The following is a 26,040-nucleotide window of genomic DNA, read 5'->3' as shown; positions in this document are numbered from 1 at the left end:
ATGGCGCTAAGGCGCGGACGCGGCGTCGCCGCGATCAACTATCCGACGGGCATGAACCTTGGCGGCGACCCGACGCAGGCGCTGGTGCATTCGACGCCGACCGGCAATTTCATGGTGACGCTTTCCAGCGTCGATCTCGGTCAGGGCTTGAAGCAGATCATGGCGCAGATCTGCGCCGAGACCATCGGCGTGCCGACGGACCGGGTTACCATCGACACCGCCGACACCGACACCGGTCCGCACTGCATGGGCACCTTCGCCTCGCGCGGCACTCACCGCGCCGGCAACGCCGTCATCCAGGCGGCCAAGGAAGCGCGCCAGGTGATGCTGGAAGTGGCGGCGGAAGAGCTGGAGGTGAACGCCTCCGATCTCGAAACTGATGGCGAGGGCAACATTCTGGTCAAGGGCGCGCCGCAAAAGTCGATCTCGATCTTCGATGTCGCGCTGTCGGCTCATTTCAAGCGTGGCCGCTCGATATCCGGGCGCGGCATGTTCCTGATCCCGCGCTCCTATCCGGAGAAAGAGACCGGCGCGATGAAGCCGTCGACCTGTTACGCCCATGCCTGCACGGTGGCCGAAGTCGAGGTCGATGACGAGACGGGCGAGGTTACGGTGCTGACCGTCAAGAACGTCTTCGAGATCGGCCGCGCGCTGAACCCGAAAATGGTCGAGCAGCAACTGGTCGGCGGTTCCTGGATGGGCATCAGCCACGCGCTCTACGAAACGACCGAGCCCTATTATCCCAACCGCGACCATGGCGGCACCGACTTCAACCAGTATCTGATGCCGGGACCGGGCGATCTCGCCCAAACCGAGATCATCGTGCTGGAGCGGCCTTCGGCCGACGGGCCTTATGGCGCCAAAGGGCCAGGCGAAATGTGCGCGAACCCGCAGATCCCCGCGGTTGCCAATGCCGTCTTCGACGCCGTCGGCGTGCGCATCGACACGCTGCCGATCACGCCGGAACGCATCTTGCGCGCGCTGAAAGCGCAAGCGGCGAACTGAGGATGCCAGAGGTGAACGCCGAGACTGTCGCGACCTCACCGGAGGCGGTGGCACGCCACCTCGCTGGATCGCGCTATCTCGCCGACGACAGCCTGGCGACGGCGATCTTCCTGGCCATACGGCTGGGCAAGCCGTTGCTGCTCGAAGGCGCGCCCGGCGTCGGCAAGACCGAAGCGGCCAAGGCGATCGCGCAGCTGCTGGGCCGCGATCTGGTGCGGCTGCAATGCTATGAGGGAATCGACGCAGCACACGCGCTCTATGAATGGAACTACCAGCGCCAGTTGCTCGCCATCCGCCATGCCGGCGAGCACGAGATCGACATCTATGACGACCGCTTTCTGATCGCGCGGCCATTGCTGCAGGTGCTGCGGGCGCCGGAGCAGCGCGTGCTGCTGGTCGACGAGATCGACCGCTCCGACCACGAATTCGAAGCGCTACTTCTGGAATTCCTCTCCGACTTCCAGATCAGCATTCCCGAACGCGGCACCATCCGCGCCGAAGCGCAGCCGATCGTCATCCTGACGTCGAACCGCACCCGCGAACTCGCCGAAGCGCTCCGGCGCCGCTGCGTCTATCACTGGATCGGCTATCCCGACGCCGAGCGCGAAGCCGCCATCGTCATGCTGCGCGCCGGCGATGTCGCCGAGACCACCGCCCGCGCCGTGGCGGCCGCTGTGCAGGAGATCCGCGTCCGCCCGCTGGCCAAGCCGCCCGGCATCTCCGAGGCCGTAGAATGGGCCAACGCCGCCACCATACTGGAGAAAGGCGGCAGCCCATGGCCGCAAGCCTTCCGCCGCGCCATCGGTGTGCTTATCAAGGACGAGGAGGATTTGTCTTATATCGCACCCGAGCTTGGCCGGATTGTCGAGGAGGCGCTGGGGTGACGTGTGAGGTCAACAGCTCGTTCACAGCGAGGTGGCCTCACCTGGGCACTCTGCAACGCTGGCGGGACAGCGCCCCCCTTTGTCCTGCCGGACATCTCCCCCACAAGGGGGGAGATCAGCCGTCATCCTGGCTTTCGCCAATCTCCAGCGGCGCAGAAAGAACCGAAGCGCCAAAGCTGCTGATCTCCCCCCTTGTGGGGGAGATGTCCGGCAGGACAGAGGGGGGCGCGAAGGAATGATGCGTCAGGGAACCCTTCCTCTCGCCTCCGCGCCCTTCCTCCACTTCGCCCGGCTGCTGCGCCACCACGCCTTTGCCGTTGCCCCCGAGCAGGTCTCCAGCTTCATGCAGGCGGTCACCCTGCTCGGCCCCCGCTCAATGGCCGACATCCGCGAGGCGGCGATCGCAACGCTTGCCCCCCCGCCCGATCGCCGCGGCGAATTCGAGGCGCATTTTCGCAATCACTTCCATGGCGATGGCCAACCCTCGATCGAAGGCGAGGAAGACGAGGAAACCCGCATCAAGGACGATCACGGCACGCGCCAGGAGGAGAAACAGACCACGCGCCAGGAGAAAGGCGGCGAGCTGTCGTCGGCAATCGAACAGCTCAGCAGCCGCGACTTCCTCCGCGACGACGATGGCCTTGGGCCCTTCCGCCGCAAGCTCGCTTCAACCCTGCCCGCGCGCCGCTCCTTCCGCACCGTGCGCTCCCATTCGCGCGGCAAGCTCGATCTACGCCGCTCGCTGCGCGAAATCGTCAGCGCCGATGGCGACATCCCCTCGCCGCAGCTGCGCCGCCGCCAGACGGTGCCGCGCAAGCTGCTGATCCTGATCGATGTTTCCGGCTCGATGAAGCTGCATACATCGGATTATCTCAAACTGGCGCACGCCGCCGTACAAGGTGCTGACCGTGCCGAAATCTTCACCTTCGGCACGCGGCTCACCCGCATCACATCCGCACTGCGTATCCGCGATCGCGACCAGGCTCTCGCCCGCGCGGCGGCACTCGTCGACGACTGGGACGGCGGCACGCGCATGGGACCGACCTTGCTCGCCTTCCTCTCGGTGCCGCGTTTCTCAGCTTTCGCCCGCGGTGCCGCTGTGATCATCCTGTCGGACGCGCTGGAGCGCGGCGACCATGCCGATCTCGAGACCGCAATGCGCCGGCTGAGCGCCCGCGCCTTTCGCCTGTCGCTGGCCACACCGCTGGCCGGTGACCCGCGTTTCCTTCCCGCCACGGCAGCACTCCGCGCCATCCTGCCTGATCTCGACGATCTCATCGACGGCTCGTCGCTCGGGAGCCTCACCGATTTCATCCTGTCGCTCGCCCGCCCCGCCCCGGCGGCGTCGGCAATCTGGAAAAGGGTATTGTGATGCAGAAAGCCATCGACGCGCATTTCCACATCTGGCGCCAGCAGGACCAGCCATGGCTGGTCGGGCCGATGGTGCCGCGCATTTTCGGACCCTACGAACCGATCCGCCGCGACTATCCGATCGAGGAATTTCTCGCCGATCAGCAAGGCGCAGGTGTCGAGAAGGCCGTCTATGTCCAGACCAACTGGGCCAAGGAGGATTTCGAAAAAGAAGTCGCCTTCCTGCAGAAGACTGCCGACGAGACCGGCTGGCCGCACGCTATCGTCGGCTATACCGATATGACTGTCGACGATGTCCGGCCCCAGATCGATCGATTGAAAAAGTACCCGCTGCTGCGCGGCGTGCGCATGCAGCTGCATTGGCACGAGACGCCGGCCTTCCGCTTCGCTGCCTCGGCCGATCAGGTCATCGACCCCAAGGTGCGGGCCAATGTCGCGCGGCTTAAAGACTATGGCCTGTCCTTCGACCTGCAGCTTTTCCCTGCCCAGATGAAGGACGGGCTGACGCTGGTCGGCGAGAACCCGCAGATCAACTTCATCCTCACCCATGCCGGCATGCTGACCGGCATGGAGCCGGAAACCAACGAGGCCTGGAAAGCCGGCCTGAGTACGCTATCAACAGCGCCGAACTTCTACGCCAAGCTATCGGGCCTCGGCACCTTCGCCCACCGCAACGATCCGGCGTTGATCGCCTACATCGTCGACAATGCCATCGACATTCTGGGCGCTGACCACCTGATGTTCGGCTCCAACTTCCCGATCGAAAAACTCTGGACGACCCATGCCGAACTGATCAAGGCGCACCGCGCCGCGGTAGGCAAGCATGGCGCAGCCGCCGAGGCGGATATCTTCTGGAACACGGCCGAGAAGGTTTACAGACCGGCATAGCGCACTGCTTCCCCTCTCCCACAGGGGAGAAGGGAAATCCGCCCCTCACCTCACTTCAAACTCAGGATCGACCGGAATCTGCATCGCAGTCACCAGATGGTTGGTCTGCCCGGCCAGCCCGATGATCGACGCCAGCTCGCCATGCTGCGCATCGGTCAAGCCTTTGGCGCGGGCAGCTGCCGTATGCGAATGGACGCAATAGGAACAGCCATTGGCGGTGGAGACAGCGATGTAGATCATCTCCTTGGTCAGCGGGTCGATGGCGCTTTCCGTAGCCATCACCACTTTCACCTGGTCCCATGTCCGTTTCAGCAAGGCCGGATCGTTGGCCAGCCCGCGCCAGAAATTGTTGACGAAGTCCGACTTGCGCGTCGCGCGGATGTCGTCGAACACAGCCTTCGCAACCGGGATTTTTTCGACCTCGGCATCGCTGAGGAGTTTTGTGGCGGCCATGGCGTTTCCTTTCGTTGAATCGGTGGATCAGGTGGTTGAATCAGGTCTCGAGCAAGGGCGGCTAACCGGCTATTCCGATTCAGTTTTTGATGCTGACAGAACCATGGCGATTGGCCGAAGCATCTCAGCTTCGTCATTCAGGGGCGAAGCAGGCGCGAAGCGCCGTCGCGGAGACCCGAGCATGACGAAGGCGCTGAGGCCTTGGCCAATTGGTGACGTATGCGCACCGTCAAACACCGACCGGCAACCTAGTGCACTGCCGCATACATGATCTTCTCCTCCGTCGCCTCCGCCGGCGAGAACTCCTCGACGATGCGCCCCTGTCGGCACACCAGAATCCGATCCGACAGGTTCATGATTTCCGGCAGGTAGGACGAGATCACCACCACGGCCAGCCCCTCATCGGCCAGCCGCTTGATGATCTGGTGGATCTCGGCGATGGCGCCGACATCGACGCCGCGCGTCGGCTCGTCGAAGATCACGATACGCGGCTGCTGCACCAGCCCCTTGCCGATCACCACCTTTTGCTGGTTGCCGCCGGAAAGCTCGACCACGCGGGCATTGTCGTTGATCGCCTTGATGTTCAGCGTCTTCGTCCATTCAGCGGAAAGCGTGCGCATCTCCTGCTGGTTGATCACCCAGGCCTTTTCGCGGCCCGCTGCCAGCAGCCCGCCGAACAGGTTCTCGGCGATGCCCATCGTCTCGAAAATGCCCTCGCTCTTGCGGTCCTCGGTAACATAGACGATGCCGTCGGCGACCGCCTCACTGGGCACGAGATAGCGCACCGGCCTGTCGTTGAGTTCAATCGCGCCACCGCGCAAAAAATCGCGCTTGTAGATGCCGGAGACGATCTTGAAGGTCTCGGTGCGGCCGGAGCCGATCAGCCCGAACACGCCGGTGATCTGTCCCTCGAAGATCGAGAAGGAGGTGTTGCGCACGACATTGCTCATCGAAATGTCCTGCACCGACAGGACCTTCTTGCCGGCCTTGCGCAGCCTGGCCTCGTCGCGCTGGCGGTAGATCTGTCCCGACAACGTACGCCCGACCATGGCGGCGACGATCTTGTCGCGGTCGAAGGCCGATGTGTCGTCGGTGATCACCAGTTCGCCATCGCGCAGGATTGTGATGCGGTCGGCGATCATCAGCGCCTCTTCCAATGCATGGCTGATGAAGACGATCGAGACGCCGTTCGCCTTCAGCCGCCGGATCAGCGCGAAGAAGTGCCGCTTCTCCTCCGGCGTCAGCGTCGCCGTCGGCTCGTCGAAGATGATGATCTCGGCATTGTGGTGAACGGCGCGCGCGATCTCGACCATCTGACGCTTGGCCGCGCCCAGCGTCGCCACCATGGCGTTGGGGTCGACCGGAAAGTTCAGCGACTGCAAAAACTGCTGCGCCGAAATGTAGGTGCCGCGCAGCCGGTTGAGAAACTTTTCGGTGCCGAGATAGAGGTTCTGCGCCACCGTCATCGACGGCACCAGGCTGGTCTCCTGGAACACCATGGCGATGCCGGCCTCGAGCGCCGCATGCGGCGACGCATAAGCGATCTCGCGGCCTTTGTGGAACATCTTGCCTGAGGTGGCGTCGACGACGCCGGCGATGATCTTGGTCAGCGTGGATTTGCCGGCGCCGTTCTCGCCGAGCAGCGCGTGGATTTCGCCCTTGCGCAGTTCGAAGCTGACTTGTCTGACCGCGGGCACGCCGCGATAGTTCTTGGTGACATTTTCCAGGCGCACGATCGGTTCCATCAGAGACCTCCTGCGTCGATGGCCAGCACGCAATCGCCGCCCCTGGAGGCGATGAACAGGCGGCCGTCCGTTTCCGCCACGCTGCAGATGCCATGGCGCGTGCCGTCGGCGCGGCTGTGCAGGCTGAATTGCGGCTGCATGGTCCGGTCGAGCTTCACCACCAGCCCATAGGAGCGGCTCGGCGACCAGGGCTTGTGGATGCCCATGGTGCGGATGCCGCCGCATTGCAGCGGTTCGAGGAAGCTGCGGTTGGAGGCCAGCGCCGGCGCGATCCAGCAGGCCGGCGGCACCTGGTCGATCATGTCGCGCCGGTAATGCGTTTCCTGCAGCACGAATTCGATCAGCCGGTTGCGCGGCGCGAACAGGGCCAGCCACGCGCCGCCATCGCCGGCCGGCGCAAGGCGCGCGGGATAGCCGGGCAGATGCGTCAGCACGGTCGAGCGGCTACCGGTCGCACCATCGAAGCGAACGAGCTGGTGACGCCAGCTTTCGCTGACCAGCACATCCCGCCCAATGGGATGCAGCCCATAGGGAAAGGCGATATCGCCGGCCACTTTGCGGAACTCGGCGGCGGCCGCGTCCCGCCTCCAAAGCGAACCGGACGCGCCCTTCTTCATCAGGTCGGCGGCCCATTGCGACGGCGTGTGCTCAGCCGAGCCATTGGCCAGCCACAACGTGCCGTCGTCTGCATAGGCAAGCGCGGTGATGCAGCTGACGCCGGCCCGCAGCGAAACCTCCTTGCCGGCAACCAGCAGCTTGCCGCTTTCCAACCCCACCGTCAGTTCGCCCGACAGTGATAGAGCCAGCGCAGTGATGGGGGAAGGAAAGGTCTCGACAACCTTCGGCTCCGCTCCTGCGGCAAACGAATAGATGGCGTTGCCGCTGGAAGCGAGCAGCCGGCCATCGGCAACCAGAAGATTGTCGGGCTCCGTCAAATCGGCGAACACTGGCGCCTCGTCCAGCCGCGTGTTGGGACGGAAGGCACCGTCGAGCGGTGGGATGGTCACCGCCTTGCCACGAAACAGGTCGAGCACAGGATCGAGGATCATGGCTTCGCTCCCCAATAAGAAGCGGAACTGGTCCAGTTCGGGTCGGCGCCCCCAATCTTGTAGCGGCCGATGCGGTTGTTAAGGATGCCGCCGACGAACAGGAAACCCTTGTGCTCGCGCATCGAGGTGACCATCGGATGCGCGCCGCCGGTGAGGTCGCCCATCGCCTCGATAATGCCGCCCTTGTCGTTGAATTTCACCACGCCGCCGGTGTTGATGTTGGGGAACAGCCACTCGTCCTGCGGCAGCCGGCGCGTCATGCGCTTGCGCATATCGGGATGGCGCAGCGACAGGTCGAAGCTCGGCGTGCGCATGCCGAGCCATGCCATCCAATAATTGCCGTCGGAGGCGCGGTTGATGTTGTCGGGATAGCCCGGCATGTCGCGGATGACGCATTCGGCGGCGCCCGCCTTCGGCCCTTCCAGCCAGTAGCGATGCACGCGGCAGGCCCAGCTCTCAGCGAAGAACAGCGACTTGCCGTCATGCGCCATGCACACACCGTTGGTGTAGCGGTAGCCGTCGAGCAGTGTCTTCGTCGAACCGTCCTTCGGGTCATAGACCAGCAGCCGGCCGGTGGCGCGGTTCTCGATCGAGTCCAGTGCCCAATCGTGGGCGTCATAGCGCTTGGTGGAGTCAGTGAAATAGATGCGCCCGTCCGGCGCGATGTCGCAATCATTGGGGTCGCGCAGCCGCGCATCGTCGACGATCGAGGTCCAGGAACGCGACGTCTCGGCCGACAGGCGCTTCACTTCCCGATCCGGCGAGACGGAATAGAGCCCCATGGCGCCGACGCAGCTGATCAGATTGCCCGATTTGTCGAAGGCCAGGCCCAGCGGAAAGCCGCCGATGTGGGCAAACACCTCCGATTTCACATAGTCCGGCGCGAAGAAGCGGACGATCTCGCCATGGCGCGTGCCGCAATAGAGATGGTCGTCGCGGTCGAGGATGACGTCTTCCGGCCCTTCCAACTCGCCGAGCCCGATATGGTCGGCCGCCGACAGCCGGTTGTCGAGCGCGTAGGGCGTGCCTGAGCCCGGCACCGCAGACTGTGTCTCGCCCATCTTGAGATAGACCGGCGCGACATAGACCTCGTTCAGCACCTTGTGGCGGTTCTTCAGCCAGCGGATGTCGATCGTCACCGCCACCGCCAGCATGATGCCCAGCACCATCTGGTTGGTGCCGGTGCCATAGCCCAGCCGGATCAGCCCGTTGGTCATGGTCAAGACGATGATGGCGCCCATCAGCCCCTTGATGACCGAGCCGCGGCCACCACCCAGGCTGACGCCGCCGACCACCGCCGCCGTCAGCGCCATGATCTCCAGGTTGAGGCCGGTGCCCGGCCCTGCCCCACTCAGGCGGCAAGCGATCAGGAAGCCGCCGATCGAGGCGCAGAAGCCGGAAAAGACATAGGTCATGAACACGGTGCGGCGCACGCGAATGCCGGCATTATGCGCCGAGCGCCTGGAGCCGCCGACCGCCAGCACATGCCAGCCCGGCCGTGAGCGCGTCAGCGCGATATGGGTGACGATGGCAAGAATGATCGCCAGCCACACCGAGACCGAAAGCCCCCAGAAGGTGCTGTCGCCGATGAAGTCGAGCACATCCGATGTCGCCTGGGAAAGCTGCACGTCGGCGGCATAGGTGGTGACGAGAATATCGAACAGCGCCCGGCCGAAGATGAACGTCACCAGGGTGGTGAGGAAGGCGCGCAGCCTGAGGTAGCCGACGAGGTAGCCGTTGACGGCGCCGAAGATCAGGCCGGTGGCGAGCGATGCCGCCAGCGCCAGCCAGATAGACTGTTCGAGAATGAAGAAGACATAGACGGCGGAGAAGCAGGACAGCGCGAAGATCGAACCGACGGACAGATCGATGCCGCCGCCCAGCATCACCACCGTCATGCCGGTGACCACCATCGAGAACTCGCCGAGCTGGCGGGTCGATTCCTGTAGCGAGGTCAGCTTGAAGAAGCCGGGAATGATCGAGCCGAACACGCTGAGCGTCGCCACCAGCGCCAGGAACGGAATGGCGTTGTCGGTCCAGCGTTTTGTCAGGATTTCGCCGACCAGATGGTCGGGCACGAGATTGTAGCGCCAGGACTGGAGGCGTTCGCGAAAGGACATCGGCGGCTGCTATTCCATGAGGGAACGAGGTGACCGGATTGTCCAGCCACCTCGTTTATTTCAGTCGAAAAAGCGCGGCTTACTTCGCCGCCGCTTCGGCCTGCAGCGCCTTCAGGTCCCAGCAGCTGTCGGGCTTGAGGTCGGCCTTGGTCGTAGCCTTCTCCAGTGTGTAGATGTAGGTGTGCGACGTGCCGGCCGGCTGGCCGCTCTGCAGCAGGAACTTGATGATAGCGTTCATGTCGCCGGACTGGCGGGCAAGGTCTGTCATGACAACGGCGCCATAGGTGCCGTCCTGCAGCTTGTCGCAATCGGCCGCCTTCTCGCCCCCGCCGGTGGTGACCAAAAACACCTTGCCGTCGAGCTTGGCGTCGCGGATGGCGGCGGATGCGCCGGTGGCGTCACCATCCCAGAAGTCGATGATCGAGCAGATGTCGGGGTTCTGCTGCAGCATTGTCGTCGTCACGTTGCGCGACGTCGTCGGATCCCAGTTGGAGTCGGGCTTGGCCACGACCTTGAAGTCGGCGTGCTTCTCCAGCACCTTCATGATGCCGGCATACTGGTAGAGACTGGACGAGTTGGCCTGATCACCCTGCACAAGGCCGATCTTCTTCGACGAATTCTCGCCGCAGCCCTTGATCGCCGCTTCGGCCTCGAGTTGGCCGAGCCGGTCCCAGTCACTGCCGACAAAGGCGTCGGCCGGGAAGTTGGCGGGATTGTCGACCAGTATGACGTAGGTTCCGGCAGCCTGCGCCTTCTTCATCAGCTTGGAATAGGAGTTGAGATCCGGCGCATGGATGATCAGCACGTCCGGCCTTGTGTCGGACGAGATCGCGTCGGTGATCGCCTGTGCACCGGCATCGACGACCCAGTTCGGATCGCGTGTTTCGAAGGTGCCGCCCCAGGCCTCGACTTCCGTCTTCAGATAGTGCGACCAGCCCTGCGCAAGGTCGAAGCCCATCGCCAGCGGCACCAGCATGACGCGCTTGCCCTTGAGCGCCTGCGCGTATGCGGCCGGGCCCGGATCGTCGGCGGCGAAGGTCGGCGCGACGAAGGCGGTAGCGGCAAGCGCCGTGGCGGCCGCCATCAGTGTTCTGATCAGTTTCATGTCACATCCTCTGTTTTTCACTTATTGCCGGCCGGTCGGCATGACCCGGTCGGGTACCCCTTAGATGTCGCCCTGCTGCGCGGTCTGTTCGTCACGCGGATTGATGATGCCGTCGACGATGATGGCTCCGAGCAGGATCGCCGCCTTGATCAGGTTTTGATAGAGCAGCGGAATGTCGATGATGGTCATCGCGTTCGACAGGATGCCGATCAGTGCAGCGCCCACCAGCACATTGCGCACCCCGCCCCGCCCGCCGGAAAGGCCGATGCCGCCGATCACCGCCACCAGCACGATGTCATAGAGCAGCGTCGAGTTGACGACGCGGGTGTTGATCGAATGCAGGCTTGCCGCCGTGAGCAGGCCGGCGATCAGCGCGACAAAGGCCGAAACCACATAACGCAGCACCAGCATTGGCCGCACCGGAATGCCAATGTTGCGCGCGGCGACCGGATTGTCGCCGGCGAAATAGATGTAGCGGCCCCATTTGGTGTAGCGCAGGAACAGGAAGAACAGGAAGGCGAGCCCGGCGAAGACGAACACTTCGATCGGAATGTCGAGGAAACGCAGGCCGCCGAGCAGCTCCACCCAATGGCCCTGAGGCACCGGCACCGCATCCTGCGTGATCAGTTGCGAGCGGACATAGCCGAAGACGAAGGAGCCGGTCGCCAGCGTCACGAAGATCGCCGGCACGTCGGCATAAGCGACGAGAAAACCATTGAGCAGGCCGATGGCGAGCACGCCTGCCAGCACGTAGGCGAAGGCGAGCCCATCAGGCGTTCCGGCGTTGAGCAGTTGCAGATACCAGGCGACCGACATCGCCATGATCGCCACCGCCGACAGGTCGATGCCCCTGCCGATTATGACGACCGCCATGCCGAGCGCCAAAATGCCCAGCACCGACACCGAGCGGACGATGGCAACGAGATTGTTGGGAGCGATGAAACCAGGCAGCCCAATGGCAGCGGCGACGAACAGCACCACGGCGATGGCAAAGACAATGCCTTCCTGATCCAGGCTCCTGACATTTGGCCAGCCAATCGTGTTCATGTCTGCATTCGCCCCGATGGCAGCTCTGCCACCCCTTCCGAAGAAAGCTAATCGGCTCGGCGCCGCTTCGTCAAATGAATCCGCGCGCAGAACGCCCGTTGGCAGTGATAATCTTCCAGTGGACGCACCGATTGCTAGAACTGGCGCAATCCTAGGAAAAGGCCGCGCTTTTGGCATTTGGTTGCGCCATTGCGCGTATGCGCGAAGGTGCCGTTCTGAGGCGAAAGCACAAGGCGGAATTAATTGCCGCCTGAGCGGCGAAAATTGCGAATTCAGGTCCTGGACGTGTGGCCTGAAACTTCGGCGCCTGCACCGGGCGGCAGCACGAGGAACCGCAACGCCGCCACCAGCCCGATGGCGCCGATGATCAGGAAGGCGATGCGAAAATCGACGAGGTCGAGCGCCGGCCGGTCCCTGACGATCTGCGACAGGTTGAGAATGGCAGCCGCCAGCGCCACGCCGAACAGCATCGATATCTGCTGCAGCATGGACGACAAAGTCGCCGCCGAGCTGCGCTGCGCGGCATCGATGTCGGCGAAGGCCAGAGTATTCAGCGCCGTGAACTGCATCGAGCGCGTCAAGCCGGCGATCAGCATCAGCATCACTACCAGCGCCTGCGGCGTTTCGGGCGAGATCGCCGCGCAGGCCATGATCGAGGCCGAGGCGATCAGGCCGTTGACGACCATGACCGTGCGAAAACCAAAGCGCCGCAGCGTCGGCGTCGTCACCGTCTTCATGCCGAGATTGCCGAGGAAATAGGCCAGGATCATCAAGCCGGCATCGACCGGCGAAAGTCCGAAACCGACCTGGAACAAAAGCGGCAGCAGGAACGGCGTGGCATTGATCGCGACGCGGAAGATGGTGCCGGCGGCAAGCGTCGAGATGGCGAAGGTCTGCACCTTGAACGCGCTGAGATCGAGCAGCGGATGCGGCGCGCGCCGGAGATGCCGCACCGCCAGCCAGCCGATGACGATGCCGGCGGCAACCAGCAGCACGGCGGGCAAGGCGCCGTCTTCCGGATGTGCGATGCGCTCAAGGCCGTAGAGCAGCAGCGCGAGCCCCAGCGACGTGAGGAAAAACCCCGGCCAATCCAGCGGCTTGGGATCGGCCGCGCGGTCGCCCGGAATGAAGCGCGCGACCAGCGCCAGCCCGACCAGCCCAAGCGGGATGTTGATGAAGAAATTCCAGTGCCAGGAGAGATAGGTTGTGATGAAGCCGCCAAGCACCGGCCCGACCACGGGCGCAAACAACGCCGGCCAGGTGATCAGCGCCGTGGCGTTGAGCAGCTCCGATTTCGACGCATTGCGCAGCACCAGAATTCGCCCGACCGGCGTCATCAGCGCGCTGCCAAGGCCTTGCACGACACGGGCGGCGACAAACTGGGTCAGACTTTGCGAGAAGCCGCAGGCCAGCGAGGCCAGCGTGAACAGTACGATCGCCAGCAGGAAGATGTTGCGCGCGCCGAAGCGGTCGGCAAGCCAGCCCGACAGCGGCACGAACCCTGCCATGGTCAGCATATAGGCGGTGATGCCGATACTCATCGCCACCGCCGGCACGCCGAAGGATTGTCCGATCTGCGGCAGCGAGGTCGAGATGATCGTCGAATCCAGCAGCCGCATGAAAAACGCGATGGCGACGATCAGCACCACGCGCCGCGCATTGCTGGCGGTTACGGCGGAGGCCTCGGTGTCGGGAACGGCAGTCATGGCGAACCGCGTTGAACAGCATATGGCTGGCCCCGTCCAGAGCTTATCCAACAAACTTCCGTGTCGGCTCGCAGCCTGTTATGGATGGGCGGGGCGGCCAAGGACATTGCATGAAGCCTATCTATATCGACTACCTCAATGGCCTCGATATCGAAGCCCTGGAGATGACCGACGGCGAAATCATTGCCGCTGTCGAAGCCGGGCTTATCGCGCAAGGCAATGGCCAGACGGTGATCGAGCCGCGTGTCCATCTTGAACCTGACCCTTCCTTCCATGGCCATTTCAACGTTCTGCGCGGCTACGTTGCGCCGCTCGATACGGCGGGCGTGAAAATCGTCGGCGACTATGTCGACAATTATCTGCACGGCCTGCCCTCGGAATTCGGCATTTTGAACCTGTTCGATCCGCGCACCGGCACGCCGCGCGCCATTCTCGACGCCACCGTCATCACCGACCTGCGCACCGGCGCGGTCACCGCCATTGGCGCCAAGCATCTGGCGCGCAAGAACTCCAAGGTGCTGGCCCATATCGGCGCGCGCGGCACCGCCTACTGGAATGTGCGCCTGCTCGACCATCTCTTCGACTTCGACGAGATCCGCGTCCATTCGCGCCGCCCGGAAAGCCGCGACGGCTTCGCCGCCAAACTCTCGGCCGATCTCGGCAAGAAAGTCACGGCGGTTGCCGACTGGGAAAGCTGCATCAAGGGCGCCGACATCGTCGTCGAAGCCTCACGGCTGCCGGAGCCGCAGCCGCTGCTCAAGACCGAATGGATCAAGCCTGGTGCACTGGTCGTGCCGTACGGCACGATGAGCGCGGTGGAGCTGTCGCTGACCGACATCATGCAGAAAATGGTCGTCGACGATTGGGGCCAGTGCAAGGGCGGCAAGTTCGGCTCGCTGCGCGCTCATGTCGAAACCGGAAGGCTGAGCGAGACCACGCTGCACGCCGAGCTCGGCCAGATCGCCGCCGGCCTCAAGCCGGGCCGGCAAAGCGACGACGAGACGATCCTGTTCTGGCATCGCGGCCTGTCGCTGTCCGACATTGCGCTGGGCAAGGCGATGCTGGCCAAGGCTGCTGATAAAGGCATCGGCCAGAGGCTGCGCTTCGCATGAGCGCGCTCGTCCTCACCGGCGCCGGCGTCAGCGTCGAGGACGTTGCGCAGGTCGCCCGCGGCGGCCGCAAGGTCGAGGTTGAACCGACAGTCATCGAGAGGCTCGACAAAGCGCGAAAAGTGCTCGATCAGGTCGCCGCGTCCGGTCAGCAAATCTATGGGCTCAACACCGGGCTCGGCGCCAATCTCGGCACATCGGTCGAGGGCGATGCCAGCGCCTTCCAGCGCCAGTTGCTGGAAGGGCGAAGCGGCGCTGTCGGCGAACCGTTGCCCCAAGAGGCGGTGCGGGCGACCATGCTTGCGCGCGCAGCGATGCTGGCAGTCGGCGGCTCCGGCATTTCGCCGGCGGCTTTCACCGCCCTTGTCGATGCGCTCAATGCAGGCGTGCATCCGGTAATGCCGCAGTTGGGCTCGATCGGCGCCGGCGATCTCGTGCTGATGGCGGCGCTCGCCCGTCTGCTGACCGGCGACGGCGAAGCTGACTATCAGGGTCGGCGCATGCCGGCGGCCAAGGCGTTGATGATGGCGCGGTTGGCTCCGATCAGCCTGGCGCCGAAAGACGGCCTGTCGCTGATCAACGCCTCGGCGGTATCAGCCGGCACTGGCGCGTTGGTACTGGCCGACGCGCTGTCGGCCTTTGCGCAACAGCAGCAGGCCGGCGCGCTGACCATGGAAGGGTTTGGCGCCAACCGCACCATCCTCGATCCGCGCCTGCATCTGGCGCGGCCGGCAGCCTGCCAGCAACTCGCGGCGAAGGGCTTGCGCGACCTGCTTGCCCGCGACGAAGAGCCGGCGCCGACCACCCTGCAGGACCCGCTGTCGATCCGCTGCATGCCGTCGATCCATGGTGCATTGATCCAGGCGATCGACCAGGCGCGGCTGGCGCTGGAGATCGAACTCAATGCCGCCGCCGACAATCCACTGGTGCTGGGCGATGACGGGCTGGTTCTGTCGACCGGCAATTTCCACACCGCATCGCTGGCGCTTGCCTTCGAGACGCTCGGCCTGGCGATCGCACAATGCGCCGCCGCAAGTGCTGCCCGCCTGATCCAGCTGACCGGCTCCGGCCGCAACGGCCTGCCAAAATATTTGTCACCGGTCGGCGGCGCCTCGGCCGGTTTCGTGCCGCTGCAAAAGACCGCAACGGCAATCCTGGCCGGCATCCGCCACAAGGCCAATCCGGTGATGCTGGATTTCCTGGCCGTGTCCGAAGGCGTAGAGGACCACGCCACGCAGACGCCGCTTGCCGTGTCGAAATGCGCCGGGATGATCGCGCTGTGGCGACGGCTGATCGCCTTCGAACTGATGGCCGCCGCACAGGCCGTGGACCTGCGCGACGGTCTCAAGCTGGCGCCCGGCACAGCAGCGGTCCATACCGCGGTGCGCGCGCATGTAGCGATGCTCAGGGAGGACCGGCCGCTGGGAACGGATGCCGAGGTGCTCCATGCCATGCTCGCCGACGGAACATGGCAAGGTGCAGCGATGATCGGCAAGGAGGCCGAGTAGTCAGCCCTTTGCGTCCACCCGTTTCATGAACAGGCTGAGCTCGGCCGGATCCATGCGCAGGACATGCCTGTCTTCCGGATAGGCGCCGCTATCGACGTCGGCAACGTACTCGGAAAACGCCGCGACGCGTTCGGCCTGCAGGCGATCGTACTCGGCGGCGAAGTTGCGATAGACCTTGGAATGGCGCGGCATGTGGCCCCGGTTCTGGCCAAGAATATCGTCGGCGAACAGATACTGCGCGTCGCAGCCGGTGCCGGCACCCATCGACAGCATGATCAGCGAGGTCCGTTCTGAGATCGCCTTCGCCACCTCGACCGGCACCACTTCGATCTCGGCGCCAAGCGCTCCAACGGCCTCATACTGCTTGACCGCCTCAAAAATCTGCATGGCGGTGTCGGCGGTCTTGCCGACGGCCTTGAAGCCGCCGGTCCAGGTGGCGCGGGACGGAATGAGGCCGACATGGCCGATCACGGGGATCGCGTCGTCGGCGAGCCGCTTCACGGTGGCGAAACCGGCGCTGCAATAAACGGCGTCGGCTCCGGCCTTGTAGAGCCGGAACGCCCAGCGCAGGAAATCGTCCGCCGTGCCTATTTCATAGAAGTTCTCGCCCGGCATGGTGAACAGGCTGGGCGCCGCATCGCGATACTCAGGGTTGAGCACCAGCTCGGGCGGCACCGAGACGATATCGACCCCTGCCCGCTCGGCAGCCTCGGCCTCGTCCATGGTCAGAACGCGCAGCATGGTCAGCTGGCGCTTGCCCTTCATGGCGCGCAGATCGGCGACGGTCGGTCTCTTTCGGCTCATCGGGATGTCCCTGTTGGCTGGTTGCTTTTCCCGGTCACCTTACCGGCCCCGTAACAGGCCGGATAGAAGGCGGGTGGTTTATTCGCTACTCGGCCGCCGCCGACATATCGAGCTCGTGAAATTCACCGCGATAGGGCCGCGCCGTCGGCGGCAATTCGCGCTTGAGGAAATAATCCTCGTACCGCAGCTGCTTCAGCAGCACCGGCCAGACCTCGCGATAGGCATGCCATATGGACGGGTTCGCCGCCGGCAGGTCGTGCTTGATCAGCTCGTGCAGCCTCGGCAGCGCATGGTAGGGCACCATCGGAAACATGTGATGCTCGACGTGGTAATTCATGTTCCAGTAGATGAAGCGGCTGACCGGGTTCATGTAGACGGTGCGCGTGTTCAGCCGGTGGTCGACGACATTGTCAGCCAACCCGATATGCTGGAGCAGGCCGGTCAGAACCATGTGCCAGCTGCCATAAAGACGCGGCAGGCCGATCAGCACCAGCGGCAGCCATGAACCCAGCGCGATCGCGAGGGCGATCGTCGCAACGTACACGGCGGCATGCCAGCGCGCCGCCGTGATGGCCTTGCCCTGTTCGGTCTCAGGAATGTAGCTCTTTTCATCGTCCGACAGCTTGCCCAACGCCTGGCGCGCCAGGATCGGCAGCGAATAACGGAAATCGAGAATGCCGGTGAAGGCAAGCGCCGCCTTGACCAGATTTGGCGGCCGCATTACCGCGATCTCGGCGTCACGGCCGACGATGATCGTGTCGGTGTGATGCCGCGCATGACTCCAGCGCCATTGCACCGGATTGCGCACCACCATGAAGCTGGCGATTTCGTAGATCGCATCGTTCATCCAGCGTGTGCGGAAGGCGGTGCCATGGCCGCATTCGTGCCAGCGCGAGTCGCTCGACGATCCATACAGCACGCCATAGACGAGCAGGAACGGCACCACCCACCACGTGCCCCAGAACCACACGATGCCGGCGGCCGAGCCCAGGATGGCTGCGATCCAGATCACTGTATCGCGGATCGCCGGCCCGTCGGAGCGCTGCATCATTTCCTTCATTGCCTTGCGCGGCACGTCGGTGTGATACCACTCGGCCGAGGCCAGCCCGGTCTCGATCGCCCGGCGGGTGCTTTCGCCGACCAGGCCGTAATCGCGCTTTGTCTTGGCCGCCGTCGCCATCACCGTCTCGCCTACCTCAAAGCCCGTTGGCGCGGAACTTCCCGTCGAGAAATGTTTTCGCCCGCGGCACGTCGTCCTCGGTCAGATGCTCGATGATAACAGGGATGTTCGGGTGCTTCTCACTGAGCCGCTGCAGATAGAGATCGTAATTCAGCGATCCCAGCCCGGGCGCCGGCAGCTCGATCTCGCCGACGCCGCGGAAGGTCAGCCCCTCATGCGCGTCCGCGTCGCCGATATCGGCATGCTTCTCGGTCTTGTCGCTGCCTGAGCGCTTGACGTCCTTGGCGTGCGCGATGCGGATCTTGTCGGCCAGCGTGTCGAACACCTGGTTCAGCACCTGGTCCATGCGGTCGATATTGTGCGCCTCGAAATAATTGGTCGGATCCATCAGCAGGCCGAGGCCGGGATGGTCGACCTGCGCGAACATTTTGACCGTCTCCTCGACAGAGCCGACGACATTGTTGACATAGGTTTCGAGCAGGAACACCGCGCCGTGGTCGTAAGCCGTCTGGGCAAGGTCCGAGATCACCTTGCGGCATTCCTCGAAGCCTTCCTCGGTCTTGTTCCTGGGGTGATGCACCCAGTCGGATTCGGTGTTGTAGGTTCCGGTCTCCGAGATCACGTAGGGCGAGCCGAAGGCGCGCGCATTGCGGATGATTTCCTTGAGATAGCCGACGCGCTTGTCGCGCTCGGATTTGTCGGGATGAATGATGTTGGTGTAGCCCGAGATGCAGCAGACCGGCAGATTGTGGTCGCGAAACGTGTCGCGCACTGTCCTCGCCTTGTCCCCGGTGATCTGCCCGGCCGTGAGATCGACATCCCTGAAATGCATGTCGAGCTGCACCGTGTTGAAGCCGAGTGCACGGATGCGGCGGGCGGCCTCGGCGAGCTCATAGGGGAAATAGCCGGTGAATATACCTGCCTGCATCATGATGTGAACTCCTCCCTGTGAGCGATTCAGCCGCCACGCTATTCGGCGGCATGTTCAGTCGATCGATATCTCGGACAGCTTGACGGTGCGGCCTTGCGCCATCGAGCGGTAGCCGGCCTCGACCAGCGCCATCGTCTTGACGTTGTCGGCAACCGATAATGCCGGCGGCGCGCCTGTCTTTACCGCATGCTGCAATTGCTCCATCACGCCGATGAAGGCATGCGGGAACCACATCGTGTCCCAGCTCGGGCTGACCCACTTGCCATCCGTCGTCTCGGTCGAGGCATAGGTCAGCGTCGAGGCCACGCCTTTCGGCCAGCCGATCGTGCCTTTGGCGACACCGTTGGTGCCGTCGACGCGCCAGTTGATGTGCTGGTCGTCCAGATAGCCCTCCTGGCGCGGTCCGGACCAGACGTCCTCCAGCGACACAGCGAGCACGCCGGAGGGAAAGCGCAGCGTCGAGACGGTGATGCCGTCGCTATGCTCGAATGTCGTGCGCGGGTCCTTGCGTGTCAGCGTGGTGATTTCCGAGGGATCGCCGAACAGGAAGCGCAGCACGTCGAGATGATGCACGCTCATATTGGCCAGCGTCAGCCGGTCGTAGTCCTGAAGGAAAGTCTGCCAGTGCGGGATCGCATGCATGTCGATCTGCGCGAAGACGATGTCGCCCAGCGCGCCGCTGTCGATGATCTGCTTCAAGACGCGCATCGATTGGTCGTAGCGCATGTTCTGGTTGACCGAGAGGATCTTGCCTGACTTGGCTGCCTCGTCGCGCAGCTTCACGGCTTCATTGACCGACAGCGCCAGTGGCTTCTGCGCCAGGATCGCCTTGATGTGAGGCTGCTTCAGCGCATGGCGGATCAGCGCCGGCTGCAGATCGGGCGGAAACGCAAGGTCGACGATCTCGATCTCGGGATTCTCGATCAGTTGTTCCGGCGTGTCGTGGACGGTCGGAATGCTCCAGCGTGCAGCTACCTTCTCGGCGCTGGCCTTGGTGCGCGAGGCGATGGCGACGACTGGGAAACCGGCCTGCGCATAGGCGGCAAGATGGCATTCGGCCATGATCATGCCGGCGCCGATGCAACCGATCCGGTATTCGCTGGTGCGAACCCTCACATCCGGCTCGAAACCCTGGCCTGCCATCCATTCCTCCCTTGGACGACAGGATATAACGCCATGGCCGGCCCATCAGCCAAGGTCCGCTCCATCAATTCCCATCAGAACCATGACGGGGTGACGGTGCGAACTAGTTTGCGGCAATCAGCACGGTGCTTTCCGGCGACCAGCTGAGCACCACATCCTGGCCCTCGGCCAGCCGGTCATTGCCGGTATTCTGGACGATGACCTTCAGCGTCTGGCCGGCGCGCTCGACGAAATAGGTGCTGTTGTTGCCGGCGAAGATGCGCTGGGAGACCTGGCCCTTCAGCGCGTTGGCATTGGCCGCATCCGCAACCCCGGCAGCGGTGGCGATACGAATGCGTTCGGGTCGCACCGCGCAGCTCGCCTTCGCGCCGGCGGCAAGCCTGTCGCCTACGCCGGCAACGATCGCCGTGCCGTCAGGCAGGCGGATGCCGTCGCCGGTCGCATCGCCACGAAAAATGTTTGCGTCGCCAAGGAAGGTGGCGGCGAACTCGCTCTTCGGTCGGTCATAGATCTCCTCCGGCGGCCCCTCCTGCACGAGCCTGCCATCGCGCAGGATGCCGATGCGGTCGCTCATCGTCAGCGCCTCTTCCTGGTCGTGGGTGACGAAGATGGTGGTGATGCCGATCTCGCGCTGGATGCGCTTCAGCTCGATCTGCATGTCGACGCGCAGCGCCTTGTCGAGCGCGCCGAGCGGCTCGTCGAGCAGCAGCACGCGCGGCTTGGTGACGATGGCGCGTGCCAGCGCCACACGCTGGCGTTGGCCACCGGAGAGCTGGTGCGGGCGGCGCTCGCCGAGCTTGCCGAGTTGGACGAGATCGAGCGCGCGCTGCACTTCAGTGGCGATCGTCGCTTTCGTTTCGCCGCGCACCGACAGGCCGAAGGCGACATTATCGGCGACGCTCATATTGGGAAACAGCGCATAGTTCTGGAACACCATGCCGATGCGTCGCTTTTCGACCGGCACGCGTTCCACACTCTCACCGCCAATGGTGATGCGGCCAGTATCGGGAAAGTCGAAGCCGGCGATCTGGCGCAGCAGCGTGGTCTTGCCGCTGCCCGAGGGGCCAAGCAGCCCATAGAAACCGCCATCGGCGAAATCGATGGAGACGTCGTCCAGCGCCTTGTGCGCGCCAAAACTGCGGGAGACGTTCGATACCTGCACGCCGGCCATTATTTCTCTCCGCCGAATTTGAAGAAGCGCGCCGTGAGCAGCATCAGCGCCATCGACACGACGATGATGATGGTCGAGACCGCGTTGATCTCGGGCGTGAACCCCTTGCGGATCGCGGCGTAGATTTCGACCGGCAGCGTCGTCTGGCCCGGCGTCGCCAGGAAGTAGGAGACGACGAACTGGTCGAACGACACGGCAAATGCGAACAAGCCGCCGGCAATGACGCCGGGCATGATCCACGGCAGCGTCACACGCCTCGTCACTTGCCACTGGTTGGCGCCGAGCGAGCGCGCCGCCTCTTCCAGCTCCGGTGCAAAAGTCTGCAGCCGGGCCGAGACGACGACGATGACATAGGGCAGCGCCAGCGCCACATGGCCGAGCAGGATGGCGAACAGGCCGCGGCCAATGCCGACGCCGAAGAAGAAGATCAGCATCGCCGTGCCGGTGATCAGCCACGGAATGGCGATTGGCGGAAACAGCAGCGCCTGCAGCACTTTCTTGCCGCGGAAATCATAGCGGAACAGCGCCAGCGATGCCGCCGAGCCCAGCACCACTGAGATGAGCGTGGTGATGATTGCGATCTCGAGGCTGTTCCAGGTCGCCGCGATCAGCTGGTCGTTCTGCCAGAGCGAGGCATACCATTCCGTCGTCCATTCGAACGGCAATTGGTAGAAGGGCGAGACGTTGAACGACATCAGCGCCATGATGATGATCGGCAGATAGAGGAAGGCGAGCAGCAGGAAGATGTAAAACCGGCCCAGCCCTTGGAGGATGCGGGTGGTCTTCATCACGCGGCCCTCTTCAGCACCGGCGAGGCAACTGCGAGGATGACCAGCACGACGGCGAGCAGGATGAACGACAATGCCGCACCAAGCGGCCAGTTGAACACGGCGACGAACTGGTCTTCGATCACCGTGCCGTAGAAGGTGCCGGTGCGACCGCCGAGAATGCGCGGCTCCATGAACGAGCCGACGACCGGCACGAAGATCAGTGCCGCACCTGCCACCAGGCCGGGCATAGACAGCGGGATGATCACCCGCTTCAGCACCTGCAGCCGCGAGGCGCCGAGCGAGCGCCCGGCCTCGATCAGCGAGTCGTCGATTGCCTGCAGCGTGAGATAGCAGGTCAGCACCATATAGGGCACGTAGGAGTGCACCAGGCCGATGATGATTGCGGGATAGGAATACATCAGGTCGATGTTGATCTTGAACGGCAGCACGGCGTTGAGCGCCGTGTCGAGGATGCCGCCCTCGCGCAGCACCATCGCCCAGGAGAAGATGCGCACCAGCCCGTTCGACCAGAACGGCAGGATGACCAGCAGGAAGATCGCCTCGCGGCTGCGCCCCTTCAGCACCTTGGCCAGCACATAGGCGGCGGGGTAGCCGATGACGACGCACCACAAAGTCACTTCGAGGCCGAGCCGCAGCGAAGCGAGCAGCAGCGTCAGGTACAGGCTCTGCGAGAAGAAGGCGGCGTAATTGCCAAGGGTGAACGCCCATGGCTTTCCCGACAGCGGCAGGTCGGTCATGAAGGAGAAGAATACCATGGCCGAGAGCGGCAGGAAGATCGCCACCGTCAGCCAGAGATAGGCCGGCGCCAGCAGCGGCAGGGCCGATCTCAGCCCGCTGCGCGACGCGACCGCACCCTGTACTGCCATGATACCCTCCTCCCCAGGATTGAAGGGCCAGCCGGCGCCAACCGCCGGCTGGTCCGGACGTGAGCGTTACTTCACGTCGACTTTGAGCTGCTGCCACAGCGCCAGATAGGCCTCGCGCTGCGCGTCGGTGATCGGCGCCTGGAACTGGATGCGCTTGGCCACCTCGGGATCGCCCATCACCTTGCGGTTGAAGGAGTCTTCAGGCAGCGCTTCCACCGCCTTGGTGTTGGCCGACACCGGCGCGCCGACCTTGGTGACCCATTCGACATAGAATTTCGGATCGATCATCCAGTTGATGAAGGCCTGCGCACCCTCGACATTCTTCGAGCCCACGGGAATAGAGAACGCGTCGAGCCAGGCGACGGCGCCTTCCTGCGGAACGACCAGCGAGACCGGCAGCTTGAAATGCGTCTTGGCGCGATCGGCCGAGCCGCTCCAATAGGTGCCGATGTCGATCTGGTTGGAGGCGACCATCTGGTTCCAGTCGTTCTCCGAGCTCCAGAACGTCTTGATCTGCGGCATCAGCGAGGTCAGCTTCGCCTTGACCGCTTCCATATCCTTGATGTCGTTGATATTCTGACCGGTGGCGATGGCGCCGAACTGCACCGCTTCGACAGCGTCGTCGCGAATGACGACCCGGCCCTTATGCGCTGGGTCCCACATTTCGGCGATCGAGGTCGGTGGCTTGTCGAAGGACTTTTCGTCGATTGCCAGCGCCGTCAGGCCCCACACCCACGGCACGCCATAGACCTTGCCGTCATGGTCGAGCATCGGCGATTGCGCCTTGTCCTTGCTGATGTCGGCATAGTTCGGCAGCTTCGAGACATCGATCGGCTGGATCAGCTTTTCCGCCATCGCCTGATCGTTGAAGGCGGCGTTGATCATGACCACGTCATAGAGGCCCGGATTGGTGCGGATCTTGGTCAGCATTTCCTGTTCGGAATTGAAGAAGTCGTTGACGACCTTGTTGCCGGTCGCCTTTTCGAAGGCTTCGATCGCCCACGGCTCGTCGGCGCCGTAGCCCTTCCAGTTGAGCACATGCACTTCGGCGGCACTGGCGGCCAGCGTGAGCGCGGAGGTGATGACGGCGGTCGCCGTCAGCAGGGCAGTCAGTCTTGGCATGCGCATGTTCGTTCCTCTCTTGTTTGCCCGCTTGGCGGGTCAGGCTGTCTGATGGGCCTTCTGGTTCTGGCCCGGCTCGCCCGTGGCGGCCTGGCTCAGGAAAGTCTGGATCTCGCTGTCGGTCGGCGCCGATGACCCGCCATGGCGGGTGACGGAAAGTGCTGCCGCCGCATTGGCATAGCGCGCCGCCTCGAACGGATGCACGCCGCGCGAGAGTGCACTGACGAAACCGCCGATATGGGTGTCGCCGGCGCCATTGGTGTCGATGGCATCGACCTTGAAGCCGGCAATGGTCTGCGTCTCGCCATTGACCAACCTCACGAAACAGCCCTTGGCGCCGGCGCGGATAACGACGCCTTCGGCCTTTGGGCAGTGGTCGGCGAGCAGCCGGGCGGCGAGTGCCTCGACATCGCCTTGCCCAGCGATCTCGACCGCTTCCGTCATGTTGCAGCTCAGCCATGTCGTACGGGCAAGCACCCGCGACAGGATGGGACGTGGGATATCCGCGATGACCGGCGTTGGATCGAAAACGAAGGGAATGTTTTCTGGCAGCGCCTCGATCCAGTCGGTCAGCGCGTTGTGGCTTCCGAGATAGCTCAGCGTGTAGCCCGACGTGAACACCCAATCATCAGACGCGACCACCACGGGCCTCATCATCTCGAGGCTGAGAATGCTCTCCGCACCGGGCCACGACACGAAGGTGCGCTCGGCATCCCCGGAGATCATGGCGACGCAATTGCCGCTGTCCATGACCGGCGATGGCGACGTCAGCGTTATGATGCCTTCGGCCGCAAACGCTGCGCGCAAAAAATCGCCATTCGGTCCGCTGCCGAGCTGGCCGCCGAACACCACCGTCATGCCGGTGCGGCTGGCCGCGACCATCATGTTGAAGCCGCCGCCGGCGACCTGCGCAAAGCTCGACGCGGTCTTCTCGCAGCCCGGCGCCGGCAAGGCGTCGATGCGGTAGACATAGTCGACGACGGCGCTGCCGATATGGACCAGACGCCCACTCATGCCGCGGCATCCTTGCTGGCCTTTGCCGTGCGCGCCGCGACGAGGTCTTCGGCAAGCGAGCGCACCTCCCCCATATCTATGCCGACGAGCCCGGCAATGTGTTGTTGCGGCAGTTGCGAAAAGCCGACGCAGGCGCCGGCCATGCCTGAGGCAATCGCGCCGATCGTGTCGGTGTCGCCGCCGAGATTGGCGCTGATGATTGCCGCTTGCCAGGGATCGCCCTGCGCGACTTCAAGCACGGCGAAAGCTGCCGGCACGGACTCCTGGCTGGCCACACCGGTGCCGACGAGATCGGTGATGAGCCCGATCGCATCCCGCATGGTCTTGCCGCGCACGAGCTCCTGCGCCCAGGCGATACGCGCGGCGATATCGCCACCAGTCACCCAATGTCCGAGCCGGGCGCCTCGCCGCGCGGCTGCTACCGCGCTGTCGGAAGCGGCACGCCAGTCGCCACCGGCGACGCCGTGGCTGGCGGCGGCGGCAACTGCTGCGGCCGAAGCGATGGCGATCGAGGTGTTGTGCGTGGCACGGCAAGTTTCGGCCACCTTGGCGACGAAAGCGTCGAGCGGTTCCAGCGGCATCATGATGCCGACCGGCGCGATGCGCATGGCCGCGCCATTGGTGTCGCCCCGGCTTCCCGCCTCTTCCGCCGGCACGCCGTCATTGATGGCGTCGATGGCGCGCTTGGTCGATGGTCCCAGCAGGTCATAGCTGCCGCGCGCCTTGACCTCGCGCTCCCAGTCGAGCAGTGCGTTCACCCAGCGCGCATGATCGAAGCGGTCGCCGGACTGGACCAGAATGCGACCAAGCAGCAGCGCCTGTTCGGTATCGTCGGTGATGGTGCCGGCAACGAGCCCCTTCGACACCGGATGATCGGCAAACGGCGCCACGAAATCCTCGACATGGCCGTATAGCTCGGCGATCCGCGCCGGCGACAGAAGCTGTGTCGGCATGCCGAGCGCATCGCCCAGCGCGCCCCCGACAAGCGCGCCCATGGCGCGATCGAGAATGGTGCTGTCTGGCATCGC

23 protein-coding genes are annotated in these 26,040 nt (G+C 64.0%); 6 read left to right on the top strand and 17 right to left on the bottom strand.

Annotated features, from left to right (window positions below):
• The 4 genes from NKI35_RS06565 to NKI35_RS06550 all read left to right on the top strand — a co-directional run bounded on the left by NKI35_RS06565 (position 1) and on the right by NKI35_RS06550 (position 4,148).
• Positions 1 to 1,005: a xanthine dehydrogenase family protein molybdopterin-binding subunit gene (locus tag NKI35_RS06565; RefSeq protein WP_023696212.1), complete on the top strand. Its 1,005-nt coding sequence runs from the start codon at positions 1 to 3 to the stop codon at positions 1,003 to 1,005.
• Between the two features lie 2 nt (positions 1,006 to 1,007).
• Entirely contained in the window at positions 1,008 to 1,889 is an 882-nt protein-coding gene (locus tag NKI35_RS06560) for an AAA family ATPase (protein WP_352739161.1), read from the top strand.
• 235 nt (positions 1,890 to 2,124) lie between these two features.
• Positions 2,125 to 3,261 carry a vWA domain-containing protein gene (locus tag NKI35_RS06555; protein WP_352739159.1) on the top strand — a complete coding sequence of 379 codons (1,137 nt, stop codon included), beginning with the start codon at positions 2,125 to 2,127 and terminating at the stop codon, positions 3,259 to 3,261.
• Positions 3,261 to 4,148, top strand: a complete 888-nt coding sequence (locus NKI35_RS06550) for an amidohydrolase family protein (RefSeq protein ID WP_352739157.1) — start codon at positions 3,261 to 3,263, stop codon at positions 4,146 to 4,148. Before NKI35_RS06555 ends, NKI35_RS06550 begins: the two co-directional genes overlap by 1 nt.
• Positions 4,149 to 4,193: 45 nt before the next feature.
• Here the strand turns inward: NKI35_RS06550 and NKI35_RS06545 are convergent, their stop codons facing one another.
• From NKI35_RS06545 to NKI35_RS06515, 7 genes are all read right to left on the bottom strand, one after another.
• Positions 4,194 to 4,601, bottom strand: coding sequence for a carboxymuconolactone decarboxylase family protein (locus NKI35_RS06545; protein ID WP_352739155.1), 408 nt, complete (start codon positions 4,599 to 4,601; stop codon positions 4,194 to 4,196).
• 248 nt (positions 4,602 to 4,849) lie between these two features.
• On the bottom strand, positions 4,850 to 6,346 hold the full coding sequence (locus NKI35_RS06540) for a sugar ABC transporter ATP-binding protein (RefSeq protein WP_352739153.1): 1,497 nt from the start codon (positions 6,344 to 6,346) through the stop codon (positions 4,850 to 4,852).
• A complete protein-coding gene (locus NKI35_RS06535) occupies positions 6,346 to 7,395 on the bottom strand; it encodes an SMP-30/gluconolactonase/LRE family protein (protein ID WP_352739151.1) in 1,050 nt (349 codons plus the stop codon). The genes NKI35_RS06540 and NKI35_RS06535 overlap by 1 nt, the downstream gene beginning before the upstream one ends.
• Positions 7,392 to 9,515 carry an ABC transporter permease gene (locus NKI35_RS06530; RefSeq protein ID WP_352739149.1) on the bottom strand — a complete coding sequence of 708 codons (2,124 nt, stop codon included), beginning with the start codon at positions 9,513 to 9,515 and terminating at the stop codon, positions 7,392 to 7,394. Before NKI35_RS06530 ends, NKI35_RS06535 begins: the two co-directional genes overlap by 4 nt.
• A gap of 79 nt (positions 9,516 to 9,594) precedes the next feature.
• Complete coding sequence (locus tag NKI35_RS06525) at positions 9,595 to 10,620, bottom strand: sugar ABC transporter substrate-binding protein (protein WP_352739147.1); 1,026 nt, start codon at positions 10,618 to 10,620, stop codon at positions 9,595 to 9,597.
• Positions 10,621 to 10,680: 60 nt separating this feature from the next.
• Positions 10,681 to 11,667, bottom strand: a complete 987-nt coding sequence (locus tag NKI35_RS06520; protein WP_352739145.1) for an ABC transporter permease — start codon at positions 11,665 to 11,667, stop codon at positions 10,681 to 10,683.
• A gap of 272 nt (positions 11,668 to 11,939) precedes the next feature.
• The gene (locus NKI35_RS06515; RefSeq protein WP_352739143.1) at positions 11,940 to 13,373 is read right to left on the bottom strand and encodes a DHA2 family efflux MFS transporter permease subunit; all 1,434 of its coding nucleotides are present in this window, start codon (positions 13,371 to 13,373) and stop codon (positions 11,940 to 11,942) included.
• 110 nt (positions 13,374 to 13,483) lie between these two features.
• Here NKI35_RS06515 and NKI35_RS06510 point away from each other — a divergent pair, with 110 nt between their 5' ends.
• Both NKI35_RS06510 and NKI35_RS06505 read left to right on the top strand, forming a co-directional pair.
• On the top strand, positions 13,484 to 14,485 hold the full coding sequence (locus NKI35_RS06510; protein WP_352739141.1) for an ornithine cyclodeaminase family protein: 1,002 nt from the start codon (positions 13,484 to 13,486) through the stop codon (positions 14,483 to 14,485).
• Positions 14,482 to 15,990, top strand: coding sequence for an HAL/PAL/TAL family ammonia-lyase (locus NKI35_RS06505; protein WP_352739139.1), 1,509 nt, complete (start codon positions 14,482 to 14,484; stop codon positions 15,988 to 15,990). Before NKI35_RS06510 ends, NKI35_RS06505 begins: the two co-directional genes overlap by 4 nt.
• Here the strand turns inward: NKI35_RS06505 and NKI35_RS06500 are convergent, their stop codons facing one another.
• The 10 genes from NKI35_RS06500 to NKI35_RS06455 all read right to left on the bottom strand — a co-directional run bounded on the left by NKI35_RS06500 (position 15,991) and on the right by NKI35_RS06455 (position 26,037).
• Positions 15,991 to 16,794: a 3-methyl-2-oxobutanoate hydroxymethyltransferase gene (locus tag NKI35_RS06500; protein ID WP_023696224.1), complete on the bottom strand. Its 804-nt coding sequence runs from the start codon at positions 16,792 to 16,794 to the stop codon at positions 15,991 to 15,993.
• An 85-nt stretch (positions 16,795 to 16,879) separates the two neighbouring features.
• Positions 16,880 to 17,974, bottom strand: a complete 1,095-nt coding sequence (locus NKI35_RS06495) for a fatty acid desaturase family protein (RefSeq protein WP_352739137.1) — start codon at positions 17,972 to 17,974, stop codon at positions 16,880 to 16,882.
• Positions 17,975 to 17,990: 16 nt separating this feature from the next.
• Complete coding sequence (locus NKI35_RS06490) at positions 17,991 to 18,905, bottom strand: sugar phosphate isomerase/epimerase family protein (protein ID WP_023804913.1); 915 nt, start codon at positions 18,903 to 18,905, stop codon at positions 17,991 to 17,993.
• A 54-nt stretch (positions 18,906 to 18,959) separates the two neighbouring features.
• Positions 18,960 to 20,048 carry a Gfo/Idh/MocA family protein gene (locus NKI35_RS06485; RefSeq protein WP_352739135.1) on the bottom strand — a complete coding sequence of 363 codons (1,089 nt, stop codon included), beginning with the start codon at positions 20,046 to 20,048 and terminating at the stop codon, positions 18,960 to 18,962.
• 103 nt (positions 20,049 to 20,151) lie between these two features.
• Positions 20,152 to 21,219 (bottom strand): ABC transporter ATP-binding protein, encoded by a 1,068-nt coding sequence (locus NKI35_RS06480; protein ID WP_352739133.1) that lies wholly within the window; start codon positions 21,217 to 21,219, stop codon positions 20,152 to 20,154.
• Complete coding sequence (locus NKI35_RS06475) at positions 21,219 to 22,007, bottom strand: ABC transporter permease (protein ID WP_023744546.1); 789 nt, start codon at positions 22,005 to 22,007, stop codon at positions 21,219 to 21,221. The genes NKI35_RS06480 and NKI35_RS06475 overlap by 1 nt, the downstream gene beginning before the upstream one ends.
• Positions 22,007 to 22,876 carry an ABC transporter permease gene (locus NKI35_RS06470; RefSeq protein WP_023702159.1) on the bottom strand — a complete coding sequence of 290 codons (870 nt, stop codon included), beginning with the start codon at positions 22,874 to 22,876 and terminating at the stop codon, positions 22,007 to 22,009. Before NKI35_RS06470 ends, NKI35_RS06475 begins: the two co-directional genes overlap by 1 nt.
• A gap of 66 nt (positions 22,877 to 22,942) precedes the next feature.
• Positions 22,943 to 24,004, bottom strand: a complete 1,062-nt coding sequence (locus NKI35_RS06465; RefSeq protein ID WP_352739131.1) for an ABC transporter substrate-binding protein — start codon at positions 24,002 to 24,004, stop codon at positions 22,943 to 22,945.
• A gap of 33 nt (positions 24,005 to 24,037) precedes the next feature.
• Positions 24,038 to 25,012 (bottom strand): PfkB family carbohydrate kinase, encoded by a 975-nt coding sequence (locus NKI35_RS06460; RefSeq protein WP_352637234.1) that lies wholly within the window; start codon positions 25,010 to 25,012, stop codon positions 24,038 to 24,040.
• Entirely contained in the window at positions 25,009 to 26,037 is a 1,029-nt protein-coding gene (locus tag NKI35_RS06455; RefSeq protein ID WP_352739129.1) for an ADP-ribosylglycohydrolase family protein, read from the bottom strand. Before NKI35_RS06455 ends, NKI35_RS06460 begins: the two co-directional genes overlap by 4 nt.
• Between the last annotated feature and the right edge of the window lie 3 nt (positions 26,038 to 26,040).

Source organism: Mesorhizobium sp. M0676 (assembly GCF_040320535.1).
In the GTDB taxonomy this organism is placed as follows: Bacteria; Pseudomonadota; Alphaproteobacteria; order Rhizobiales; family Rhizobiaceae; genus Mesorhizobium.
The sequence above is the reverse complement of the archived record's forward strand: the minus strand, read 5'-3'. Positions and strand labels throughout refer to the sequence as shown.